The sequence below is a fragment of the Sphingopyxis sp. 550A genome (assembly GCF_053569535.1).
In genome coordinates, this window is sequence record NZ_JBSEEH010000002.1 from 48,167 (window position 1) to 66,349 (window position 18,183).

The 18,183-nt window shown below is 62.0% G+C and carries 30 protein-coding genes; 25 read left to right on the forward strand and 5 right to left on the reverse strand.

The window, feature by feature from the left end; all coding sequences use genetic code 11:
• The first annotated feature begins 168 nt into the window (after positions 1–168).
• Genes ACVENA_RS22900 through ACVENA_RS22920 form a run of 5 tightly spaced genes read left to right on the forward strand, consistent with a single transcriptional unit; the run spans position 169 to position 1,872 of the window.
• Positions 169–558, forward strand: a complete 390-nt coding sequence (locus ACVENA_RS22900) for a DUF3768 domain-containing protein (protein WP_008831643.1) — start codon at positions 169–171, stop codon at positions 556–558.
• 11 nt (positions 559–569) lie between these two features.
• A complete protein-coding gene (locus tag ACVENA_RS22905) occupies positions 570–857 on the forward strand; it encodes a hypothetical protein (protein WP_030541545.1) in 288 nt (95 codons plus the stop codon).
• Positions 854–1,120 (forward strand): hypothetical protein, encoded by a 267-nt coding sequence (locus ACVENA_RS22910; protein WP_008831641.1) that lies wholly within the window; start codon positions 854–856, stop codon positions 1,118–1,120. The genes ACVENA_RS22905 and ACVENA_RS22910 overlap by 4 nt, the downstream gene beginning before the upstream one ends.
• Positions 1,121–1,132: 12 nt before the next feature.
• Entirely contained in the window at positions 1,133–1,342 is a 210-nt protein-coding gene (locus tag ACVENA_RS22915; protein ID WP_004213310.1) for a hypothetical protein, read from the forward strand.
• A complete protein-coding gene (locus ACVENA_RS22920) occupies positions 1,339–1,872 on the forward strand; it encodes a hypothetical protein (RefSeq protein WP_037520606.1) in 534 nt (177 codons plus the stop codon). The genes ACVENA_RS22915 and ACVENA_RS22920 overlap by 4 nt, the downstream gene beginning before the upstream one ends.
• 41 nt (positions 1,873–1,913) lie before the next feature.
• Here the strand turns inward: ACVENA_RS22920 and ACVENA_RS22925 are convergent, their stop codons facing one another.
• On the reverse strand, positions 1,914–2,204 hold the full coding sequence (locus tag ACVENA_RS22925) for a hypothetical protein (RefSeq protein ID WP_008831821.1): 291 nt from the start codon (positions 2,202–2,204) through the stop codon (positions 1,914–1,916).
• 1,100 nt (positions 2,205–3,304) lie between these two features.
• Here ACVENA_RS22925 and ACVENA_RS22930 point away from each other — a divergent pair.
• The 11 genes from ACVENA_RS22930 to ACVENA_RS22980 all read left to right on the forward strand — a co-directional run bounded on the left by ACVENA_RS22930 (position 3,305) and on the right by ACVENA_RS22980 (position 10,261).
• Positions 3,305–3,565 (forward strand): hypothetical protein, encoded by a 261-nt coding sequence (locus ACVENA_RS22930; protein WP_008831823.1) that lies wholly within the window; start codon positions 3,305–3,307, stop codon positions 3,563–3,565.
• Between the two features lie 17 nt (positions 3,566–3,582).
• Positions 3,583–5,019 (forward strand): DUF4942 domain-containing protein, encoded by a 1,437-nt coding sequence (locus tag ACVENA_RS22935; RefSeq protein WP_008831824.1) that lies wholly within the window; start codon positions 3,583–3,585, stop codon positions 5,017–5,019.
• A gap of 316 nt (positions 5,020–5,335) precedes the next feature.
• Positions 5,336–5,584, forward strand: a complete 249-nt coding sequence (locus ACVENA_RS22940) for a hypothetical protein (protein WP_030541643.1) — start codon at positions 5,336–5,338, stop codon at positions 5,582–5,584.
• The gene (locus tag ACVENA_RS22945; protein ID WP_008831890.1) at positions 5,581–6,390 is read left to right on the forward strand and encodes a hypothetical protein; all 810 of its coding nucleotides are present in this window, start codon (positions 5,581–5,583) and stop codon (positions 6,388–6,390) included. The genes ACVENA_RS22940 and ACVENA_RS22945 overlap by 4 nt, the downstream gene beginning before the upstream one ends.
• A gap of 11 nt (positions 6,391–6,401) precedes the next feature.
• Positions 6,402–7,022, forward strand: a complete 621-nt coding sequence (locus tag ACVENA_RS22950; RefSeq protein WP_030541642.1) for a DUF6884 domain-containing protein — start codon at positions 6,402–6,404, stop codon at positions 7,020–7,022.
• A 256-nt stretch (positions 7,023–7,278) separates the two neighbouring features.
• A complete protein-coding gene (locus ACVENA_RS22955; protein ID WP_008831892.1) occupies positions 7,279–7,536 on the forward strand; it encodes a hypothetical protein in 258 nt (85 codons plus the stop codon).
• A gap of 221 nt (positions 7,537–7,757) precedes the next feature.
• Positions 7,758–8,075, forward strand: a complete 318-nt coding sequence (locus ACVENA_RS22960; protein WP_006953908.1) for a hypothetical protein — start codon at positions 7,758–7,760, stop codon at positions 8,073–8,075.
• 297 nt (positions 8,076–8,372) lie between these two features.
• Positions 8,373–8,594, forward strand: a complete 222-nt coding sequence (locus ACVENA_RS22965) for a hypothetical protein (RefSeq protein WP_004213291.1) — start codon at positions 8,373–8,375, stop codon at positions 8,592–8,594.
• Between the two features lie 62 nt (positions 8,595–8,656).
• Positions 8,657–8,920 carry a hypothetical protein gene (locus ACVENA_RS22970; protein ID WP_037471423.1) on the forward strand — a complete coding sequence of 88 codons (264 nt, stop codon included), beginning with the start codon at positions 8,657–8,659 and terminating at the stop codon, positions 8,918–8,920.
• The gene (locus tag ACVENA_RS22975; RefSeq protein WP_059153606.1) at positions 8,917–9,129 is read left to right on the forward strand and encodes a hypothetical protein; all 213 of its coding nucleotides are present in this window, start codon (positions 8,917–8,919) and stop codon (positions 9,127–9,129) included. Before ACVENA_RS22970 ends, ACVENA_RS22975 begins: the two co-directional genes overlap by 4 nt.
• 871 nt (positions 9,130–10,000) lie before the next feature.
• The gene (locus tag ACVENA_RS22980; protein WP_030540871.1) at positions 10,001–10,261 is read left to right on the forward strand and encodes a hypothetical protein; all 261 of its coding nucleotides are present in this window, start codon (positions 10,001–10,003) and stop codon (positions 10,259–10,261) included.
• Between the two features lie 51 nt (positions 10,262–10,312).
• Here ACVENA_RS22980 and ACVENA_RS22985 read toward each other — a convergent pair whose 3' ends face one another.
• Together ACVENA_RS22985 and ACVENA_RS22990 are read right to left on the reverse strand one after the other, a co-directional pair.
• Positions 10,313–10,492, reverse strand: coding sequence for a hypothetical protein (locus ACVENA_RS22985; protein WP_008827848.1), 180 nt, complete (start codon positions 10,490–10,492; stop codon positions 10,313–10,315).
• Positions 10,493–10,605: 113 nt separating this feature from the next.
• Positions 10,606–10,827: a helix-turn-helix domain-containing protein gene (locus tag ACVENA_RS22990; RefSeq protein WP_228223105.1), complete on the reverse strand. Its 222-nt coding sequence runs from the start codon at positions 10,825–10,827 to the stop codon at positions 10,606–10,608.
• A gap of 161 nt (positions 10,828–10,988) precedes the next feature.
• Between ACVENA_RS22990 and ACVENA_RS22995 the strand changes: the two genes are divergently transcribed.
• From ACVENA_RS22995 to ACVENA_RS23035, 9 genes are all read left to right on the forward strand, one after another.
• A complete protein-coding gene (locus ACVENA_RS22995) occupies positions 10,989–11,747 on the forward strand; it encodes a sigma factor-like helix-turn-helix DNA-binding protein (RefSeq protein WP_051768229.1) in 759 nt (252 codons plus the stop codon).
• Positions 11,737–12,429, forward strand: coding sequence for a recombinase family protein (locus ACVENA_RS23000; protein ID WP_030540873.1), 693 nt, complete (start codon positions 11,737–11,739; stop codon positions 12,427–12,429). The genes ACVENA_RS22995 and ACVENA_RS23000 overlap by 11 nt, the downstream gene beginning before the upstream one ends.
• Before the next feature lie 393 nt (positions 12,430–12,822).
• Positions 12,823–13,137, forward strand: coding sequence for a single-stranded DNA-binding protein (locus ACVENA_RS23005; protein WP_030540874.1), 315 nt, complete (start codon positions 12,823–12,825; stop codon positions 13,135–13,137).
• A gap of 108 nt (positions 13,138–13,245) precedes the next feature.
• Positions 13,246–13,497, forward strand: coding sequence for a helix-turn-helix transcriptional regulator (locus ACVENA_RS23010; RefSeq protein WP_059153604.1), 252 nt, complete (start codon positions 13,246–13,248; stop codon positions 13,495–13,497).
• Positions 13,498–13,506: 9 nt separating this feature from the next.
• On the forward strand, positions 13,507–13,854 hold the full coding sequence (locus tag ACVENA_RS23015) for a hypothetical protein (protein WP_228168057.1): 348 nt from the start codon (positions 13,507–13,509) through the stop codon (positions 13,852–13,854).
• A gap of 30 nt (positions 13,855–13,884) precedes the next feature.
• Positions 13,885–14,643, forward strand: a complete 759-nt coding sequence (locus ACVENA_RS23020; protein ID WP_197524567.1) for a ParA family protein — start codon at positions 13,885–13,887, stop codon at positions 14,641–14,643.
• A complete protein-coding gene (locus ACVENA_RS23025; protein ID WP_059153603.1) occupies positions 14,640–15,665 on the forward strand; it encodes a ParB/RepB/Spo0J family partition protein in 1,026 nt (341 codons plus the stop codon). Before ACVENA_RS23020 ends, ACVENA_RS23025 begins: the two co-directional genes overlap by 4 nt.
• A 191-nt stretch (positions 15,666–15,856) precedes the next feature.
• Positions 15,857–16,408, forward strand: a complete 552-nt coding sequence (gene mobC, locus ACVENA_RS23030; RefSeq protein WP_021245545.1) for a plasmid mobilization relaxosome protein MobC — start codon at positions 15,857–15,859, stop codon at positions 16,406–16,408.
• Complete coding sequence (locus ACVENA_RS23035) at positions 16,395–17,438, forward strand: relaxase/mobilization nuclease domain-containing protein (protein ID WP_021245546.1); 1,044 nt, start codon at positions 16,395–16,397, stop codon at positions 17,436–17,438. The genes mobC and ACVENA_RS23035 overlap by 14 nt, the downstream gene beginning before the upstream one ends.
• On the opposite strand, the gene ACVENA_RS23040 is transcribed toward ACVENA_RS23035, so the two are convergent.
• Positions 17,439–17,669, reverse strand: coding sequence for a hypothetical protein (locus tag ACVENA_RS23040; RefSeq protein ID WP_020819802.1), 231 nt, complete (start codon positions 17,667–17,669; stop codon positions 17,439–17,441).
• 59 nt (positions 17,670–17,728) lie between these two features.
• Positions 17,729–18,178, reverse strand: a complete 450-nt coding sequence (locus tag ACVENA_RS23045; protein WP_021245547.1) for a hypothetical protein — start codon at positions 18,176–18,178, stop codon at positions 17,729–17,731.
• Positions 18,179–18,183 lie beyond the last annotated feature (5 nt).

Below are 18,183 nucleotides of genomic sequence, written 5' to 3' on the forward strand. Positions count from 1 at the left end.
CACGCCAAGTTCGGCCAGTTCCGGCGCGCTCCCGCGCGCCGGGGCCTCCCTAGACGCGCCGCCCGCACCACTCCCATCGATTTTGCTTCCCCCTCCCCATCCCGCGCTTCGCCAGCGGGTCAGAGCCGCAGGCCGCAGGCAGCGGCTTCGCCTAAAGGAGTGAGGAAAATGGAAGCGACAACTGACCAGATCGCCACCATCGCGGCGCTGAACGACATTGCGCGGCGAACGATGGGTGTGACTTGTCGCACCGTGATTACGCAAGGCATCGCGGCGCTGGACGAGAACACGCAGTCCGACATTCTCAAGATGATCGAGGGCTTTGAGGATTTCACACCCGACAACGACCCGCACGGCGAGCATGACGCCGGTTTCCTTTATCGTGATGTGATCGGCCAATGGCATACCCGCTGGACTGACGACAGCACGCGCCCAGCCCTCTCGGTCATGTGGAAGTTCGACTATTACGACCGCGATCTTGAATTTGGCAGCGCCGAACCGTGGAATCCCGATGCCACAACCCGCGTGCTCACCATTCTCCTAACCAGTGAATATTGAGGGAGGCCATCATGACCAAATCGCCCCCGGTTATCGAGCTTAGCTGGCGTGATGAGAATTATGGTTCCGTCTGCGCCGTCGCCGCTTTCCGCAACTATGCGGGCACACTGGATTGGAGCGACCGCACCCACCAGCGGTTTCGCGGATGCCTGAAACGTGCAGGCTTCGCGTTCCATTGGGGGCGATGCAGCTATATCGCCACCAGCGGCACCCGCGAAGAGAGGCAGCACGCCCTTTGTGACGAGCTGGCCCGCGCAGGATTCCAGATCGACAGCGGCGACGTGAGGGCAGAGGCATGAACCGCGAACGCCGCAAGCAGATCGCCGCCGCCCGCGTGCTGATCGACAAGGGCAAAGCCCTGTTGGATGAGGCGCGCGACATGCTTGAAACCGTCAAGGATGACGAACAGGCCGCCCGCGAGAATCTACCACCCAGCCTTGAGGACAGCGAACGTGCGCAGGCGATGGACGCCGCAGTTTCCGAACTGGAAAGCGCGATTTCAGCCCTTGAAGACTTCGACGCCGACGAGATCGGCACAAACCTCGACACCGCCAGCGAATAGGAAGGATTGACCATGCAACCCATGCGCCACCTAGATCGAGACACGCGCCGCGCCCGCCTTCTGGCGGCGCGCACGCGCCCCGTCGGCGGCATCAACCGGCGCGGCATCTTCACCGGCCATTGGGACGGCGGCGATGTTGTGCGCCAGTTTCGCGGCGACAACGGATCATGGATCGGCCTTGCCGCCTACAAGGCGAAAGAAGAGCCGGAGCCGCAGCCATGAAAATCAGCAACACGGCGAGCGCCGTTCGCGTCACCCTCTCGCCTACCGAGATCAGCGATTTGCAATTTGTGATCGAGGCGGCCGAGCGCGCGGGGCATTATATGCCCGCGCGCGTCCCCAACATCATGGCGGCGCTGACGCGCAGCGCCGACGATGTTCGGATGAAACAGGCGATGAAGCGGGCGGAAAAAGATCGCGTAACGCGGATCGAGCAGGACCGGCGCGCGCGCGAACGCCAATTCATGCTAGGCGACCGATACAGCGTCATGGCGAGCCGCGCCGACTACGCCGATGCGTCTTCCGATCCGGACGCGCGCCAATGGGTTGACCTAGTGTTTCATGAAATCATGCAGAGGCCGCTTCCCGATCAATACGAACTCCGGCGCGACGTGTGGCGTGTCCACGTTGTCCAACTGGACGGCGGCACGCTCGGCGCTGTTGTAGGCGGCGATTGCACTCAAACCGCCGACCCCGCCGAAATTGCTTCCGTAGCGGAGCAGCTGATCGCCCGCTTCGAGGGCAGAGCTTGACGCGCGTGGAGCGGTGGCAGCTGCCACCGCTCCAGAGAGATCTAGAATTTGGTGATGAGAGGCAGCAGCGCCGCCGCTTGGCTTCCCAGGACCGGCACCCAATAATTCGCGGCGCGGTAATCAGGGCCATGATCGACCGCCATCACCCCAAAGACATATCCGATCATCGGCAGCGTCCACAGCAGACGCCCGCCCAGGTCCACGCCCATCAACACCAGCGCAACGCCGAGCACGGCCCAAAGCGGAATCAGTCGTTCCATGATTTCGCGATGACGGACTATTCGCCATGCGCTTTCCCGGTCATCGGCGCTAACCTGCGATACGAGGCCCATAGCTTCCCCTTTTCATCAACGGTCGCCGGCGATCATCCAATGGCTTCACGAAAATGTGAAGAGCGTTTCGCGCGCATTGTCGTCAATCCGTTGTATAGCCTTCATCGAGCGAGGGCGAAGGACTGTGACAGCGGCCTTTCGCAAATCCTCTCGCTCAAAGGAGGTGATGTGATTTGACAGCATATGAAGCAGCTCAATTGACGATCGCAGCCGTCGCGCTCGTGATTGCAATTGTGAAGCTGGGGAAGTCCGATAAGGGCTGATCCAGCGGGGCGGGTGGTCTGACAGGGCCGCCCGCCCTAAAAGTTTGAACCCGCCGTGTGACAGCACGGCGGGTTCAGGTAGGTGCGTGAAATGAATCAGCACACGAAGCATTGCCTATATAGCCCTTTTCCCTTGCCAATCCAATAGCCGGCGTGCGCGCGGCGCGTTCCCCTCCTGTTCCGTTTGGCGCATAAGCGCCCAATGGCCGCGAACTACAACCGCCCCAAGCCCATTGATCCTATCTGGTATCGGCAAGGCTGCTATCTGCGCATCCAGTGCGCTTGCGGTCGCCGCGTCGTCGCCCCGCTGGGCGACTTCGCCCGCTCACGCCGCATTTCTTTCGATACCCGCATATACGAACTCATCGCGCGGCTTCGGTGCAGCCAGTGCCGCCGCAAACCTTATGCGGACGTGTCGCGCAACCGCTCGGGCAATTAAACTGACGGAGGATCCGATTACTCGGATGCTTCCGGCGCTATCCGTTGGGCATGTCGCCGGCGACATGCCGCAGCGCCCGCTAGGTCGCCGCTATGCTATGACCTGGCGGGCGCTTTTCCTAGATTGAGGCGGCAATGCCGCCGCGCCCGCTGTTCGACTTCGGGGCCTGTTCCTGCCCCCTGCCGCAAGGGCTGGACCGTCTCGGCCGCTATGCGGCCTCGCTTGGCGATCAGGCGGGTTTCCCCGCCCTTCCTTCGCTTCGCTCCGTGCAGGACGGGTGATTCCCCTCCCCCCTGATCGGCCCTGATTTGCGGCATTCCCCGGCCCTGCTCGCCGCTGGGCAGAAGTCGATGACCCGTCATCGCCTTCGGCTCCATTCTAGGCAGGGAAAACAGCACATGACCGACATTCCGCTGGCCACAATTCTTCGGATCAACGCCGCCCGCACCATCCCGCTCACTCGCTATGAGGAAGAGGGCAATTTCGACCGCTTTGGCTACATCAAAGACCTTGCCGAAAATCATGGCGCTGACCTTCCCGCTGTCATCGAGATTGCCGACCTACTAGGGCCGGAGGAAGATTTTGACGGCCTTGTGACCACCATCGAGGACGCCGCCGAGGGCTTCGGCTTTGGTGCTCTTATTGTCGGGGGGGCGTGAACATGGGCCAGGAGCTTATGACGCCCGCGCAGATCGCGGATATTTGCGACGGCCGAGACAAGGCCATAGCCCTTTGGCTCAGCCTCTATGACACCTACCATGCAACCCGCGACGAGGCGGCCCGCCTGACCCTTGGCGGCGCACTGTCGCTGTCATGTGGCCGCGACTGGACCGAGGACACGTTGACCCGCGCTTTTATCCAGTCGCAGCCTATCGACCAGCGCGACAAGGAGACGGGAGCGCGCAAGACCATCGACGCACGCGACAATTTCGAGCGCGTCTTGACGCACACGATGGACCGCCGGTGCTGGGCGGCCCTCATGGAGCAGCTGGGTTTTGACCAGCTGCTAGATCAGCAGGCCCGCAAGGAGTTTCATGACGGCTTGCGCGATGATCCCGTGCCGTTCACGCCCGACAACTGCGCCGCCACTTTCGGGAATATCTGGACCAACCGGCGCGACCTTTATTTGCGCGGCATCGCCAACGTCTTCGCCAAGCTGGATCGCCGCTTTCGCTCGCACAACGGTTTCAAGATCGGCGCGCGTCTCATCATCGACCGCGCCTTGAACGAATGGGGATCATGGGACCGCTACGAGCGCCGCGACACGTTGCGGGACGTGGAGCGCGTCTTTCTGGAACTGGACGAAAAGCCCCCGGTTTCAGAGGGCCACAGCATCGCCTCACAGGTTGCCGATTCGGCACGCGTGCGCGGATCGCTGCCAACCGTGATCGAGGGCGACTATTTCCGCGTTCGCGTCTTCAAGAATGGGAATCTGCACATATGGTTCGAGCGTGACGACCTTCTGCAGAGCGTGAATCTGTTGCTCGCGGAATATTACGGCGAGGCTATCGGTGATGGCTATGAGACGACCGAGGCAGAAGCGGCCCCGGCCTATCATATCACGCCCGCTAAGAACTTCGGCGCGTTCATGACTTCCCCGGAGATCGCCGCCCAGGTCATCGAACATGCGAGGATCAGCACAGGCCAGCGCGTTCTAGAGCCTAGCGCGGGAAAGGCCGCGCTTGCTTCGGCCGCGCGCAACGCTGGTGCCGATGTAACTTGCGTGGAGCTGCAACCCGGCTTCGCCCACGAACTACGCGTAATCCACGGCTTTGCCGATGCGATCGAGGGCGATTTTCTCGCATTGGACCCGGCCCATTACGCACCGTTCGACGCGGTGATAATGAACCCGCCTTTTGATCGAGGCCGCGACTGTGACCATGTGCGCCATGCCCTCGCCTTTCTCAAACCGGGAGGCGTGCTGGTGGCAATCATGAGCGCGCGGGCAGAGTATGGCGAGGATCAGCGCCACAAGGCGCTACACCGCATGATCGCTGGTTGCGAGGCGATCTATTTCCACGGTCGCAAATGGATCGACCTTCCCCCCGGTTCTTTCGCCCACGCCGGAACCAACGTGAACACTGTTTTGCTTGCGATCCGCAAGCCGGGTTGATCGGTGCAGGCGGTGGCAGCTGCCACCGCCTGTCCTGGCGCAGATTGAGGCGGCAAGCCGCCGCGCTGATTTGTCGCGTTTGGGGCCTGTTCCTGCCCCCTGCCGCAAGGGCTAGACCGTCTCCGCCGCTGCGCGGCTCCGCTTGGCGACCAGGCGGGTTTCCCCGCCCTTCCTTCGCTGCGCTCCGTGCAGGGCGGGTGATCCCCCTCCCCCCTGATCGGCCCCGTTTGCGGCATTCCCCGGCCCAGCGTCGCCCGCTTTCGGCAGAAGTCGATGACCCGTCATCGCCTTCGGCTCAATTAGGAAGGGAAAGCCCATGAAAATCCGTATCTACCGCCAGACCGAGCAGGACTTTGACCGGATCGAGATCGAGGGCGCGACCTTTGAAACCATCGTCAGCCGGGCAGCGGTCGAGGGGCTTCAATGCAGCGGTTACGACAGCAATCCGAGCCAGCGGCCTGAGTTGCAGGGCGCACCGAAATTCAAGGGCGTTTGCGGTCCTATGTGGGATGGCGATGCGATCCGCTACGAGTGCAGCGCCACCTATGCGGAGTTGAGCGCATGAGCGCCGCCGCCGCGATACGCACCGCGCAGGCCGACCAGCTGGGCGACCAGATCATTGCCGCAGGCTTCGCGCCAAACGGCTTTGTGCTGGACATTAACGGGGCGCTTGATGTGCCCCGCGACTTTCCCCTTTCCGCGCCGTGGAATCTGCCGTCGCGCCTGTTTCAGTTCCCCATCGAGGTCATCCGCGCAGAGCAGGACGAGCCGCGCAAGATCGGCCTTCGCCATCCTTTGCTTGCCGCCCATCCTTTCGTGCAACACGTCGAGCGTGCGCTTGGGATCGAGATCGCCCGCGATGGCGTGACGAACCGCCACGGCTACAGCAACCGCGTTCATTCGCTCTGGCATCATGCGGTGGACCTTATCAGCGCCGGGAAATGGCGCGAATTGCTCGCCACGCAGGAGTTCACCGAGCCGCGCAATATCTTCAATGCCGTTGTCTATGGCCTTCGCTATTCGGACCACGCCGACAGGAAGGCGAGCGGCCACATCAGCACCGTCGAGGCCCGCCAGATCATGCGGGAAATGGGAGCTACCGAGCCGACCGACCGCGCCGCGTTGCTTCGCAGCTTTTCCGCGCCGTCGCCCTGCCAGCAGGAACGCGGGGCCGAGCATTGGCCGATCAATCTTCACGGACCTTGCGCCGAGGATAAGGCATGGTCTTTCATCATCGGGATCGAGGATGGTTGGTTTTCCTATGACCGTTCCGGGCATCTGCAATGGTCCCCCATGGGCCGCGACCGTTACGCGGCAGGCGATAGCGCCAGCTTTACCGAGGCGAGCGGCCAGACCGCTTTCGCCTTTTGAGGGGATCGAGCATGGCCCGCCATTGCATCCGCGAACCTCGCTACGTTCCCCCGGTGCAGCGCATCGGGGAGCAACCCGACTTGTTCGGTGGACCGACCCTTAGCCACGTTGCCGAGCGCCAAGGACCGCCGAAAGGATGGCAGCGCCAATTGCAGAAATGGGGCCGCTGCACCGTCATTGCCGATCTTGAGGCAGCGCCGCCGTCTGTCATCGACCCTCCCCCGTCCCCGTCTCCGGTTTTCCTTGTCGCTTGCGTTGCTGCGAAGCTGGACCGCCCCGCCCCGGCGCGCGATCTTTACGCATCGCCATGGTTCCAGAAGGCCCGTGCCTATGTCGAACGACAGGGCGGCGCATGGTTCATCCTGTCAGCAAAGCATGGCCTGATCGCCCCGGAAACCGTCATCGCGCCCTATGACGAAACGCTAGGCGCGATGAAGGCAGGCGCGCGCCGCCTTTGGGGCGCGCGCGTGATCGAAGCAATGGCCGAGCAGATCGACGCCGCCGCGCCGCTGATCGTTCTCGCAGGCCGCAACTATCGCGATCCCCTTTGGCCGCAGATCGAACGGCGCGCATCGGTTCCGATGGAGGGGCTTGGAATCGGTCAGCAGCTCGCTTGGTTGAGCGACAACTGAGAGCGAGAATTGTCGCGGTCCATGCGCAACTTCGCACGATGCGCTTCGAGGGGGCATCTGTTTGTCGCGCCGCCCTTTCAATCTATCCAACGCCATTTGGCGTTGTGAGTTTGAGGATTATAGGCCCAGCAACGGCCCAAGCCCCCCGGTAGGGCCGCCCACTCTCGGCAAGCGCAAATGGCGTAGTTTGCGCTTGCCGGGAGACCAGTTGCCCTCTCTATATGGCAAGGTGACTGCCCTCTCACCGACAGCGCCCTTGTGGACCCAAGATCAGGCCATCGCCTATGAGGCGGCCCTTGAGGCCATCAACGACGTTATCGCCGGTTACAGTGAGCAGATCGCGCTCGAGCATGGTTGCGTAGCGCCGAACGCGGCGCGGATCGCTTGGCTCGAAATGCGGACGGATCAGGCATCGGCCACCGGCCATGCGCTCAATGTGGTGGATGATGAGAATGTCCGGCAAACGCTGCTGGAATACAGCGCGATCGTTCGGGCGCGAGACGGCGCAGGGTGAAGGTCCGCTCGATGGGCGGGCGTTAGTTTGTTAAATCCCCCCGTCAGTGTCTTCCTAGCATGAGGGCTGCACCAGGCCGCATCAAGGATCGGCGGTTCCCCCAATTTGCTGCGCAAATCGGCTCCCCCACCGCCCGCTAGCGCGGCCGCTTCGCGGTCCCTGACCCGACCCGGCGCTGCCCTCCCCTTGGCCTTGCCAATTCCGGCAACAAGGAGGTTGTTATGTCTCATCGTCTGTTCGCTCAGCTGGCTTTCGAGCGTGCGCTTGGAAATGCTGCGATCGAGGCGCTGGCGACCGCGTTGAACGATAAGGATCATTTCGACGCGGAAAGCATGTGGCCGAAAGACCCGATGTTTATCGGCAAGACGAGTGCTGACATCGAGGCGGTTGCGGCCGAGCTGGGCCAGATCATCGAGGACCGTATAAAGGACGTGCTCGACGGCCCCGGCATCCGCAACATCGAGCGCGGCGAATGCGTCTATCCGCAAGTCGTCGCGGTCGTGCTGGCGGCCAAGGCGAAGCGCGGCCAATCCGGCTGACGCCGGAGGGGCGGGCTAACCCCGCCCCCTTTCGCCCGCTGGGCGAAACCGATGATCTCGGTGCCATGCAGAGCGCGGGGCGGGGCATCGAACCCCGCCCCGCGCAATCTCTTCTCTCTGTGTGTCGTGGCATTTTGGCATGGGTGCGCGCCAGCTTTCAAGGATCGGCGGTCCCCCCAATTTGCTGCGCAAATCGGCTCCCCCACCGCCCGCTAACGCGGCCGCTTCGCGGTCCCTGACAGCCGGCGCCGGTGCCCATGCCGGGTGTCTCCCGTCACCAACGAGAAGGAGAACCGGATGCACATCAAATTGTTTAGAGCACTGAAAGCGGCTAATCTGTCCGACGACGCCGCAGCGGAAGTTGTAGAGGCTATTGAGGAGTATATCGCCGTGAAGGTTCAGGAGGCGAACAAGGGAATCGAAAGCAAGCTGACGGCACAAACTTGGGTCATCGGCAGCGTCGGTTTCGTCCTCGCAGTCATCGGCCTCGCGCCCGCTTTCATCAAACTGTTCCAGTAAGACAAAGGGAGGCTTCGGCCTCCCTTTTTTTGCCGAACCGCCTGATTGTCAGGAGACGCAAATTGACCGACTTCGCACAAGCACGGCTCGATATGTTCGAGAGCGGTTTATTCGGCCAGGGCAATGCTTTCTGGCGCTGGATCGCCACGGACGAGGCGCGGCCCTATCTGACCGCTTTCGCCGTCGATCGCGCGCCACCCAGCGGAAGCGAGTTTTTCGCGGCCGATCTTAGCGCCGAGGATCTACTTGATTCCGAACACCTGGCCGAGCTGGCCCAGAAGATCGAAGCGGCTCACGGCTACCCCAAGACAGGAGAACGACAGTGACCGCATCACTCGCCGAGCGTCGCAGTCCGCTCACCATCAAGCCCGACCCGTCCAAGGCCGCGCAGGCGTGCCGCCTGCTGATCCGCGCCTATCTTGACGGCCCCGATGGCGTCGAATGGTCGGACGTCCAAGACGCCCTGACCGTCGCCCTGCAAGCCTTTCACTTGCCGGAGACGTTCGTTGAAACCGAGGGCGGACGATGGCAGTAAGGCACAGCACTTCGCGCCGTGGCTTCCGAAACACGCAGGAGAATTCAATGCGGAACATCGCTCTAGTCCTGGCATTACTTGCCACCACTGGCCCCGTAGCAGCGCAGGATTACCTAGGCACGCATCTCGACTCGGTTCGAGACGAAACACTGCGTCGTCACCAACAGGACATGGTGACGGACAGGCCTGGCGAGAGAAGGTCCAAGGCGCCTCCGCGTACCACGCCGTCACGGCAGGTTTCGCAGGCCGAGCGGCAAGCCGCCTTCTCTAGAAACAAGGCCGAGTATCGTCGCAGGATGCTGCGGGACGGCCCCGCCGCAGCGAACCGATGGCTGGACGAGCAGGCTGGCGCAGCCCCGGCCGACGCCCGTCCGAGGGCGACAACGCGCACCGGCAAGACGAGCTGCAAGAAGGTTCGCTGGGTCAATCGCGCGACGCCGGGATTCGGTGGAGGCCCGATGACAATGAGCCGGGTCGCCGTCTGCGCGGACTAGTTTGCGAGGGACGCGATCCGCCCCGACCCGGCACGACTTAAGCGCTTAAGCGAAGCCGCCCCTCGGGGCGGCCTGGTTCGCCTATCGCGACCCCGGCGTTGCGCCGGCGTCGGGTTCCTTGTTCGCAGCTCCGGCCGGCGGCCGCGTAGCATGCTCCGCACAGCTCACCCCTTCATTCCCTGCATTACAACCAGCTCCATCATTCTGCTGCACCACCACCAGGCGTGCCGTTGAGCTGTTGTTGCCGGGGTTAGGATCCACGACCCCCGCAGGTGGAGTCACCGTGGCCGTGCTGACTAGCCGCAGCCGCCTAGCGGCCCGCAGCGGTGGCCGGGGAACCGGCCACCGCACCCGCAATCCGAGACAGGAGCCACGCCATGAGCAACGACACCGAGACGGCAGCCCGTGCCCTGGTCGAAGCCACCCGCAGCGGCAAGCTCGGCGACGCCTACCGCGTCCTGGACAAACGCCCCGTGGACGAGGTGCAGGCAATCGCCTTGCAGGCCGGATTCTCGTGCATCAGCCGCACCAACCGGCGCAGCTTCATGGTGCACATCGTCCGCCAGGTGGCGGACGCCGCCCGCAACAAGACCGACGGCTACGGCCTGCGCGACCTCGCCGCCAAGGCGGCGCGCTGACGCCCGCCGCCAAGGGCCGTGACCGGCCCCTTAGCGCCGTGCGCGCCGGGGTTATTTGCGAGTAGCTGTGCGCTGTTGCTCCGCCACGTCGCGGATCATAGCTGCCCAGCATCCCAAGATCATGCCCTCTTCATTATCGACTTCGCTTGTGGCGACCGCATAGATACCCAGCAAGTTTGCAACCTCGCTCGCCTCGACAATGCCTTGGCGCGCAAGCAGCGTGGCAAACATCGAGAGTGCTCCCCCCATTGCCCGCACCAGCGGCGCATCTTGTAGCAGTCGGTCAAATTCGCGGGGCGGGTTACTGGACATAGATTGTTCCGATCAAATTAAGCGACTGCCTTTCAGGACTTATCGCGGGAAGTGCTATCCGCTGCCAATAATTCGACAACCGATAATCCGAAAACATCGGCAAGGCTCTCCAAGGTAGCAAGCGTTGGATTACCATGTCCGCGCACCATGTATGAAATATGTGACGCCGCAACGCCCGAGCGTTCGGACAACTCCCCTTGAGTTATGCCTAGTTTCTTTAGTTCGCGAGCGATGTTGGCCCCTAGCTGGGCCATCAACGGCGATGTTCGTTTCAGGTATATGGTTGGCATCGTGTTCGCGTCCTTCTGGCTAGGCGCAGAATGTCGGCACGGGCAGCATGGCGCAATAGGGTTGCTCTAGAAGCTATTTGCGCCATGGCTTTCGCGCCTAGCGCAGATGGTATAGATTGTGCGCCATGTTCGTGCTGGAACATGGGATAATGAACATGCAGTCACCGATCGCGCTGTTTAATGCGAAGCTTGCCAAGACGGCGAACCATAGCGCAACGGCTTCGGCTGATAGCCTCGGCGGCAGCGCGATCGAGCGGATCAACGATCCTCACATTATGGACAAACTGCTAGCAACTCTCGAACCGCGAGAAGAGCAAATTGTGCGCCTAAGGATTGGTGGTCCCGAGGGGGAAGCGCAAACGCAGCGAACAGTGGCAAGTGTGGTGGGGCTTTCGCCTGGTTCGATCGGACAGATCGAAGCAAAGGCCTACAGACGGATGCGATGGGTGATGAACAATCTCGGCACGGACGCGGCCGTGCTCGATGCGCTCATTGCGAAGCGAAATGCTGATAGGGCGCGGGAAGAGGAAGTTGCCGCTAGCGCGGCCGAAGCAGCGGCCAGAGAGCAGGACCAAAAAAGGATTGATGCTCGACACCGCGATGAAAGGCGGCGCGCGAAAGCTCGAAAGCGAGCGTGGGAGCGCCAGCTACGCAAGGCGGAGGAACAGCACCAGGCCTTGAATGATGAGGCGGCTTATCTTGCGCAGCGCATAATCGCGCTAGAAGGACGGAACCGGGTCATTCGCATGTTTCTCCCCCGCAATTCTGAGCTTGAGCGATTGCGCGCAAGAGCGCGCCAGTGCGGAATTGAAATCGCACAAGCGGACGCAGGCATTGCCAAGCTTCGCTCATCGCCGCCCGAGGGGCCTGACCTTGCTGACTGAGAACGTTCCTTCCCCTGCCCCACAGATTGCCCGCGTCTATCTGCGCGTCAGCACCGACGCGCAGGATTTGCGTCGCCAAGACGCGATCGTGGGCGAAGCAAAGGCCGCAGGCTACTATGTCGCGGCGGTCTATCGAGAGAAGGCATCGGGTGCCCGCGCCGACCGCCCCGAGCTTTTGCGAATGATTGCCGATCTTCAACCCGGCGAAGTAGTGATCGCGGAGAAGATCGACCGGATAAGTCGTCTCCCCTTGACCGAGGCTGAGCAGCTGGTTGAGACAATTCGTGCGCGAGGCGCGCGACTTGCCATTCCCGGCGTCGTGGACCTGTCCGACCTCGCGGCCGATGCCGATGGCATCGCCCGCATCGTGCTCGAATCTGTTCAGGCGATGCTCTTGAAGATCGCCTTACAGATGGCCCACGACGATTACACCGATCGCCGCGAGCGACAGCGCCAGGGTATCGCCTTGGCAAAAGCCGCAGGTCGCAGCGGAGGGCGCAAAGGCGATCGGGCAACGCACGCCCGCATTGTGGCATTGCGCGAGGCGGGCAAGAGCATTGCCAAAACGGCAGAGCTGGCCGATTGCGACCGCAGCACAGTCAAGCGAGTATGGGCGGCGCATCGCGCCGCCCAGGTGCAAGAACCCAGCCCTCAGCGAAATCACCGTGAGCGGAAACGCTGATTGCCCTTTCTGTTCGGCTTCGCGCCGGTGGCAGCTGCCACCGGCAGTCCCCTGCCCGCGTCAACGGACTGCCAGCCAGGGAAAGAGCGGCGGAGCCGCGACAGGGTTTTCCAATCGCCCCCATGCCGATCGAGCGCAGCGACCTATGGGCGCCAATGGCCGGTGGCAGCTGCCACCACCGCCAGTCCAAATTGCTGCATCTACTCGGGCGGTTTCCTTTGGGCGTTGCTGTCTGACGGATACGAACTGCGCATCGCCACTAATGCGGGCAAGCAGAAAACCGGCCTTCGGCCTTGGGTTTCCGCAAGCGGACCCTCCCATTTTCAGCTTGCCCGCGTGGCTCAGCTCCGCCGCAAAAAATCCGTCAGCAACGCTTATCCAAAGGAGACTACCATGCAGAACATCGCTGAATTTCGGATCATCGGCCGCGTTGGCAGTGTCGATACGACCGATAAAGTCACCCACGTTTCCGTCGCCGCGAACTACAACCGCAAGGATGGCGATGAATGGAAGACCGATACGCACTGGAACCGTGTGACGTTCTTCCGCCAGCTGGCAGAGCGCGCCGCTGATCTGGGCAAGGGCGACCTCGTTCACATCACCGGACGGGTCCGCCAGAACAGCTACGAGAGCAATGGCGAAACCCGCTACTCGGTGGACCTGATCGCTGAGGGGCTGGGCATCCTGACGAGGGGCGGGGCTGATTAAGCCCCCTCCCTTTCCCCATAAGACGGGCGGCCTAGCGGCCGCCCTTTTTTGTGGACAATGCCTCTCATAGACCCTAACGATAATAGGGTTTAATTTTGCGAGGCATTTGTGGCGGCCAAACTGTTCAATCGTGTAGCGAGCTTGCGCATCGCTGCCGGACTTACGCAATCCGAGCTGGCGGCGAGGATTCACGTCTCACCTGAAACAGTCGCCGCCATCGAGAACGGCAGGCAGGACGCCACTTTGATAACGGCGCTCCGAATGTCCCACGCACTGCGAACTCAAGTGCCGAACATCTTTAGGGAGCAGCCTTTCCCTAAGCTGATCGGCTCCGATCGAGGCGAGAGCCGCACAGCTTAGGAGGTCACTATGCGCCGTCAGATCGTCAGCAAACTCCGGCGTGCAGCAAGCGCGCTACGGACGGCTATGCTTTTGGCGTGGCTTATCCTGCTGATCGCAGCTGGCGCGCTCATGCTGATCGTGGCTCTTATTGTCGCCACGCTGGCCCACGCTGCCTTTGGCTGGTGGGGCGTGGCCGTGGTCGCAGCTTTCGTGCTGGCGGCTATCTTCGGCAAAGATCCACCGACCGAACCAACCAGCCCGCGTCGCAAGCGCAAGGGCCTTCACCTGAATGACGATCCGAACCCATGGTATATGCAGTCGCAGTATCGCTTCGGATCGGGAAATAGCGCCGCCCATAACCGCTGGCACAAGTAGCCCGTGGCGCAGCCATTGAAGGGATTCTCAATGCGAACAATCGTAGTGACTAATGAGCGCGGTGGCATCGGCAAGACCACGCTTACCTGTCATATCGCGTGGCATCTGGCCGAGCAGGGCAAGCGTGTCGTGGTCCTTGACCTGGACAAGCAATGCCACAGTGCCGGAATGCTGAAAGCCGAGTTCGAGCAGATCGGGCCGGTTCAGTCGATACTCGACTTCGCCCCCGTCGAGGAACCTCCGGCGCTGGCTTGCTTCAAGAACACGAGGCAAGTGGTCGAACTGACGACTGACGGCCCGCAGCAGGGCCAGCACATCGCCGCCTATGTTCGCGCCATTCGTGCCGGCCTTGCCAAGCACTACGACTATTGCGTGATCGACACGGCCCCGGCTTGGGATGGCCGCAACCTTATGGCGCTGATCGCATCCGATTATGTCGCGGTGCCTTTAGACCCCGACAAAACCGCACGGCAATCGCTCAACGAGATTTCGCAAAGCATCAGCCTTGCCAATAAGGTTCGGGGGGAGGGCAACGAAACCCGCTTCGGGATCGTGTTCAATCGTGTGCAGACGACGAGTGAAGTGTCTAAAATGCTCATGGAGCGGATCGGGCAGGCGCTACCCGCCAATGTTGTCCCGCATACCATCCCGCACCGCGAGCATATGCGCGAGGCGGCCCTTCTCGAAATTCCCGTGTGGCGACTTGCCAAGGATACGCGCCGCAGCGCGCCGGTCCTGCGCGAAGTCGTCTCCTACATTGTCGATCAAGCTGAGAGGGAAGCCGCATGAGCAAGGCAGCTGTCAAACCGGCGAAGAAGAGCTTTGCCGACTTCGATATGGACGCGATGGATTTTTCGGCCGTCCCCGCGAATACCGAGTTCAAGGCAGCTGGGCGGTTTCAGCGCCTTCCGCTCGCTGACATTGATCCAGACCCCGCGCAGGTTCGCCGGGAGTTCGACCAGGCCGAGATTGATGCACTGGCCGCGACCATCAAGGACCGCGGCTTGCTGCAACCCATCGTCGTCGCGCCAACATCGAACGGCCGCTACATCATCCGATACGGCGAGCGGCGCTACCGCGCGTGCCGCCAGCTTGGTTTCGACCAGATCGACACCGTTCTGGATCAGGCCGACGCCGAACGCGATATTGGCCTCGACCAGTTTCTTGAGAACGAACAACGCCAAGCCCTAAGTCTGGCCGAGCGCGTCAGTTTCATCGCGAGCCGCGTCAGTGACACGCTTTCGACAAAGGATCTAGCCGCGCGCATCGCCAAGCCGCATTCGGAAGTGAAGCGCCTCTACTCGCTGCGCACCTTGCCCGAGGACATTCTTGCCGCGTTGAAGAATTGTTCTCCGCGCGCCGCCGTCGCCATCAAACACGCGATCGAGCTGGACGAGGAGGCCACGCGCAATTTCGTGGTCACGAATGAAAATCCGACAGCCGCCGCCTGCGAGCAGTTTCTTGCCACGCTCCAAGGCGGTCCCGATGAAGAGAGCGCTCAGGCCGGCGCCGCTAAACCGAATGACGATTCAGCGCTGCCCCAAGAATCGCGCGCGCCGGTGGCAGCTGCCACCAGTGCAGCAGATGAGCGTCGGGAGCGGCCCGAACTGGATGCCGGCGACGACGAGCGGGAAGGGGAGGGCGCTGCGCTTGCCGAGCGTTCCGATCACAAGCCGCGCACCCCCCGTCAGCCGAAAGAGGCCAACGACGCACCGGCCATCATCATTCAGGGCCGTCGCGGGATTGTTCTCAGCGGCCAGGTCACGGTTCGGTTCGACGGCGAGGCTGCGCCCCAAACCTTCGACTTCTGATAGCTTTTACCGTCCACGTTCACTCAGCATTGAGGCGGCGTGGAATTTTGAAGCGGTGGCAGTTGCCACCGCTTTTTGTTTGTGGGGTAGGTATCTACTTTATGGCAGGATAAGCCTTGCGGCGGCTAATGTTAACCGATACGCTCAATCCTATCGGATCGCGCTTCACGGTTGGGAGATACCTACCCCACATGGAAAAGACGCTGGGCTTCAAGATCGAGGCGGCCAAGCTCGCAAAGATCGACGCGCTCGCGCAGACGAGGGGAGGGCGCGGCCCCTTCATGCGTCAGCTGGTTGACGCGGTGCTCAGGCAGTCCGGGGCGGCCATCGAGGCCGCGCCTGTTGCCGACCGCGAGGCCGCTGGCGAGCACCGCCTTTATCTTCGGCCCACCGAAACCGAACTGGCCGTGATCCGCCATCGCGCAAAGGAGCGCCGCATGACCCCGGCGACCTGGGCGATGGCTCTTGTGCGGCGACACATCGGCATTGCCGCGCCTGTCGATCGCGAGTTGCGCGAAGAGCTGTTGAATTGCCGTCAGGCGTTACAGCGCATTGGCCGCAACGTGAATCAGATCGCCCGAGCGGCGAACAAGATGGCGCTGGCGGACAATGCAGCGGAGATCGCCGGCGAGCTGCATAAGGTCAACGACCTGCGCGCGGCGATCGGCGCGGCCGTCGAAGGTATCGGTGCAGCCACGAAGGCCGATCTTGTCTATTGGGAGGTGCCCGGTGAGCGACTTTGACAGCAGCTTTGAGGCGGGCCAGCTCGCCGCGCTGTTCAAACCAAAGCTGACCAGCGACCCGAACAGGCGCGGCGCCGACATGTTGCTGCGCTCGCTTAGTTCGAGGCGAGCAGGCCAGGGCGGGAGCACCCGGGCGCGGCTTGCTCGCATTGTCAGCCGTGCTCCGGAGGTCATGGTCAAGGTTACGGGCAGGCCGAAGGGCAAGAACCACGCGGCTGCGCATTTCGACTATATCGGCCGAAAAGGCGATGTGCCGCTTGAAACGCGCGATGGCGACATTCTGACTGACAAGGAAGATCGGGCGGCGCTGGCGCGCGATTGGGGCGATCCTGTCTATTGGCGTGACAATTCTACCGTAGCCGCCGTGAGCATGGTTTTTTCGATGCCGGCAGGCACAGACCCCGACAAGGTTCTTTCAGCGGTGCGCGAAGTCGCGCGGAGCGAGATCGGGCATGAGTGGGATTACGTCCTGGCGCTGCATACGGACACACCACGGCCTCACGTGCATGTGACGGTTGCAGCGCGCGGTGACACGGGGAAACGCTTCAACCCGCGACCTCAAACGCTGCATCATTACCGGGAGCGCTTTGCCGAGGAATTGCGGGCGAGGGGGGTTACTGCCGAGGCAACGCCTCGCGCAGCGCGCGGTGTCGGCCGAGCTGGTCAAAGCATGGCCCTGAATCGGATGCGGCAGCGCTACATGGCCGGCACCGCACCTGCACCGTTTGCCAATCAGAAGATCACTGCGGCCGCGCGAGACCAGCTGGCGGGGCGGTCCACCGCTCCGGATTTCGTGGTGCGCGGGCGGCAGGCATGGACTGAGACGCAACACCGCTATCTAGCCGCCGCCAAGCGCCTTGAGGCAAGCAGCGATCCAGCTGACCGCCAGCTTGCCGACCAGGTGCGGCAATTTGTGGGGGCAGGGCGAACGCCTACAATTCATGAGCGATCGGTAGCCGCGATGGAGCGGAAGCGGCAGAGCGAACGATCTAGGAACCGCGATCGTTCGCGGGAAGGGCCAGGACGATAGTTACTGGCCGTGCTTGGTCCAGCCAACGCTGTTTGCGCGTTCCAAAGCGACCAAGGCGTCTGATACCGCCTTCTGCGCGACTAGAAGATAACCTTCGGCAATACTGGGCCATGTTAACTCATCGAACGGATTTGTGACGTTGCCGTTGAAATAATCGAGAGCTTCATGGGCGCGTGCAGCCGCCTCGATTACCTTGGCGGTTTGTTTCTTTGCCCTGTCAGATTTCTTCATCGTGCCTCATGAGGCCATAGCCCATCAAGAGATCGCAAGCGGTGGCAGCTGCCACCGCTCTACCTTCCGTCAGTTTTGAGCCCGCCACGATCTACGGACAGCTGGGGTATCATCGGATACTTTAAGGCTTCACGCTCCCGCGCCCGACCTTCATCTATCCCGTATGATGCGCCAATCATCAAACCTACGAAGAACACGGGGATCATGAGCAGGAGCATCGAGCCGAAGCGTGCTCTACGGCGAGAGCTTTGGATCGCGAGCGCATCACGTTGCAGCTTGAGGGCTGTTATGATCGTCTCGGTAGCAAGGGTGATTTCATGGGCGTCGTCGCCCACATTTGTAAGCAATTGCTCAACGTCCGTCAGAGGGCGTTCTACCTGTTTACCCACTTCGCTTAGATCAGACCAAGCGAGGTTTCTGGAATGAATCACGCGAAGCAAGGTTTCAATGTGACGATCGAGATCGGACACGCCTCTCGATGGCACCGGATCAGGCCGGGGAATGTTCATCGTGC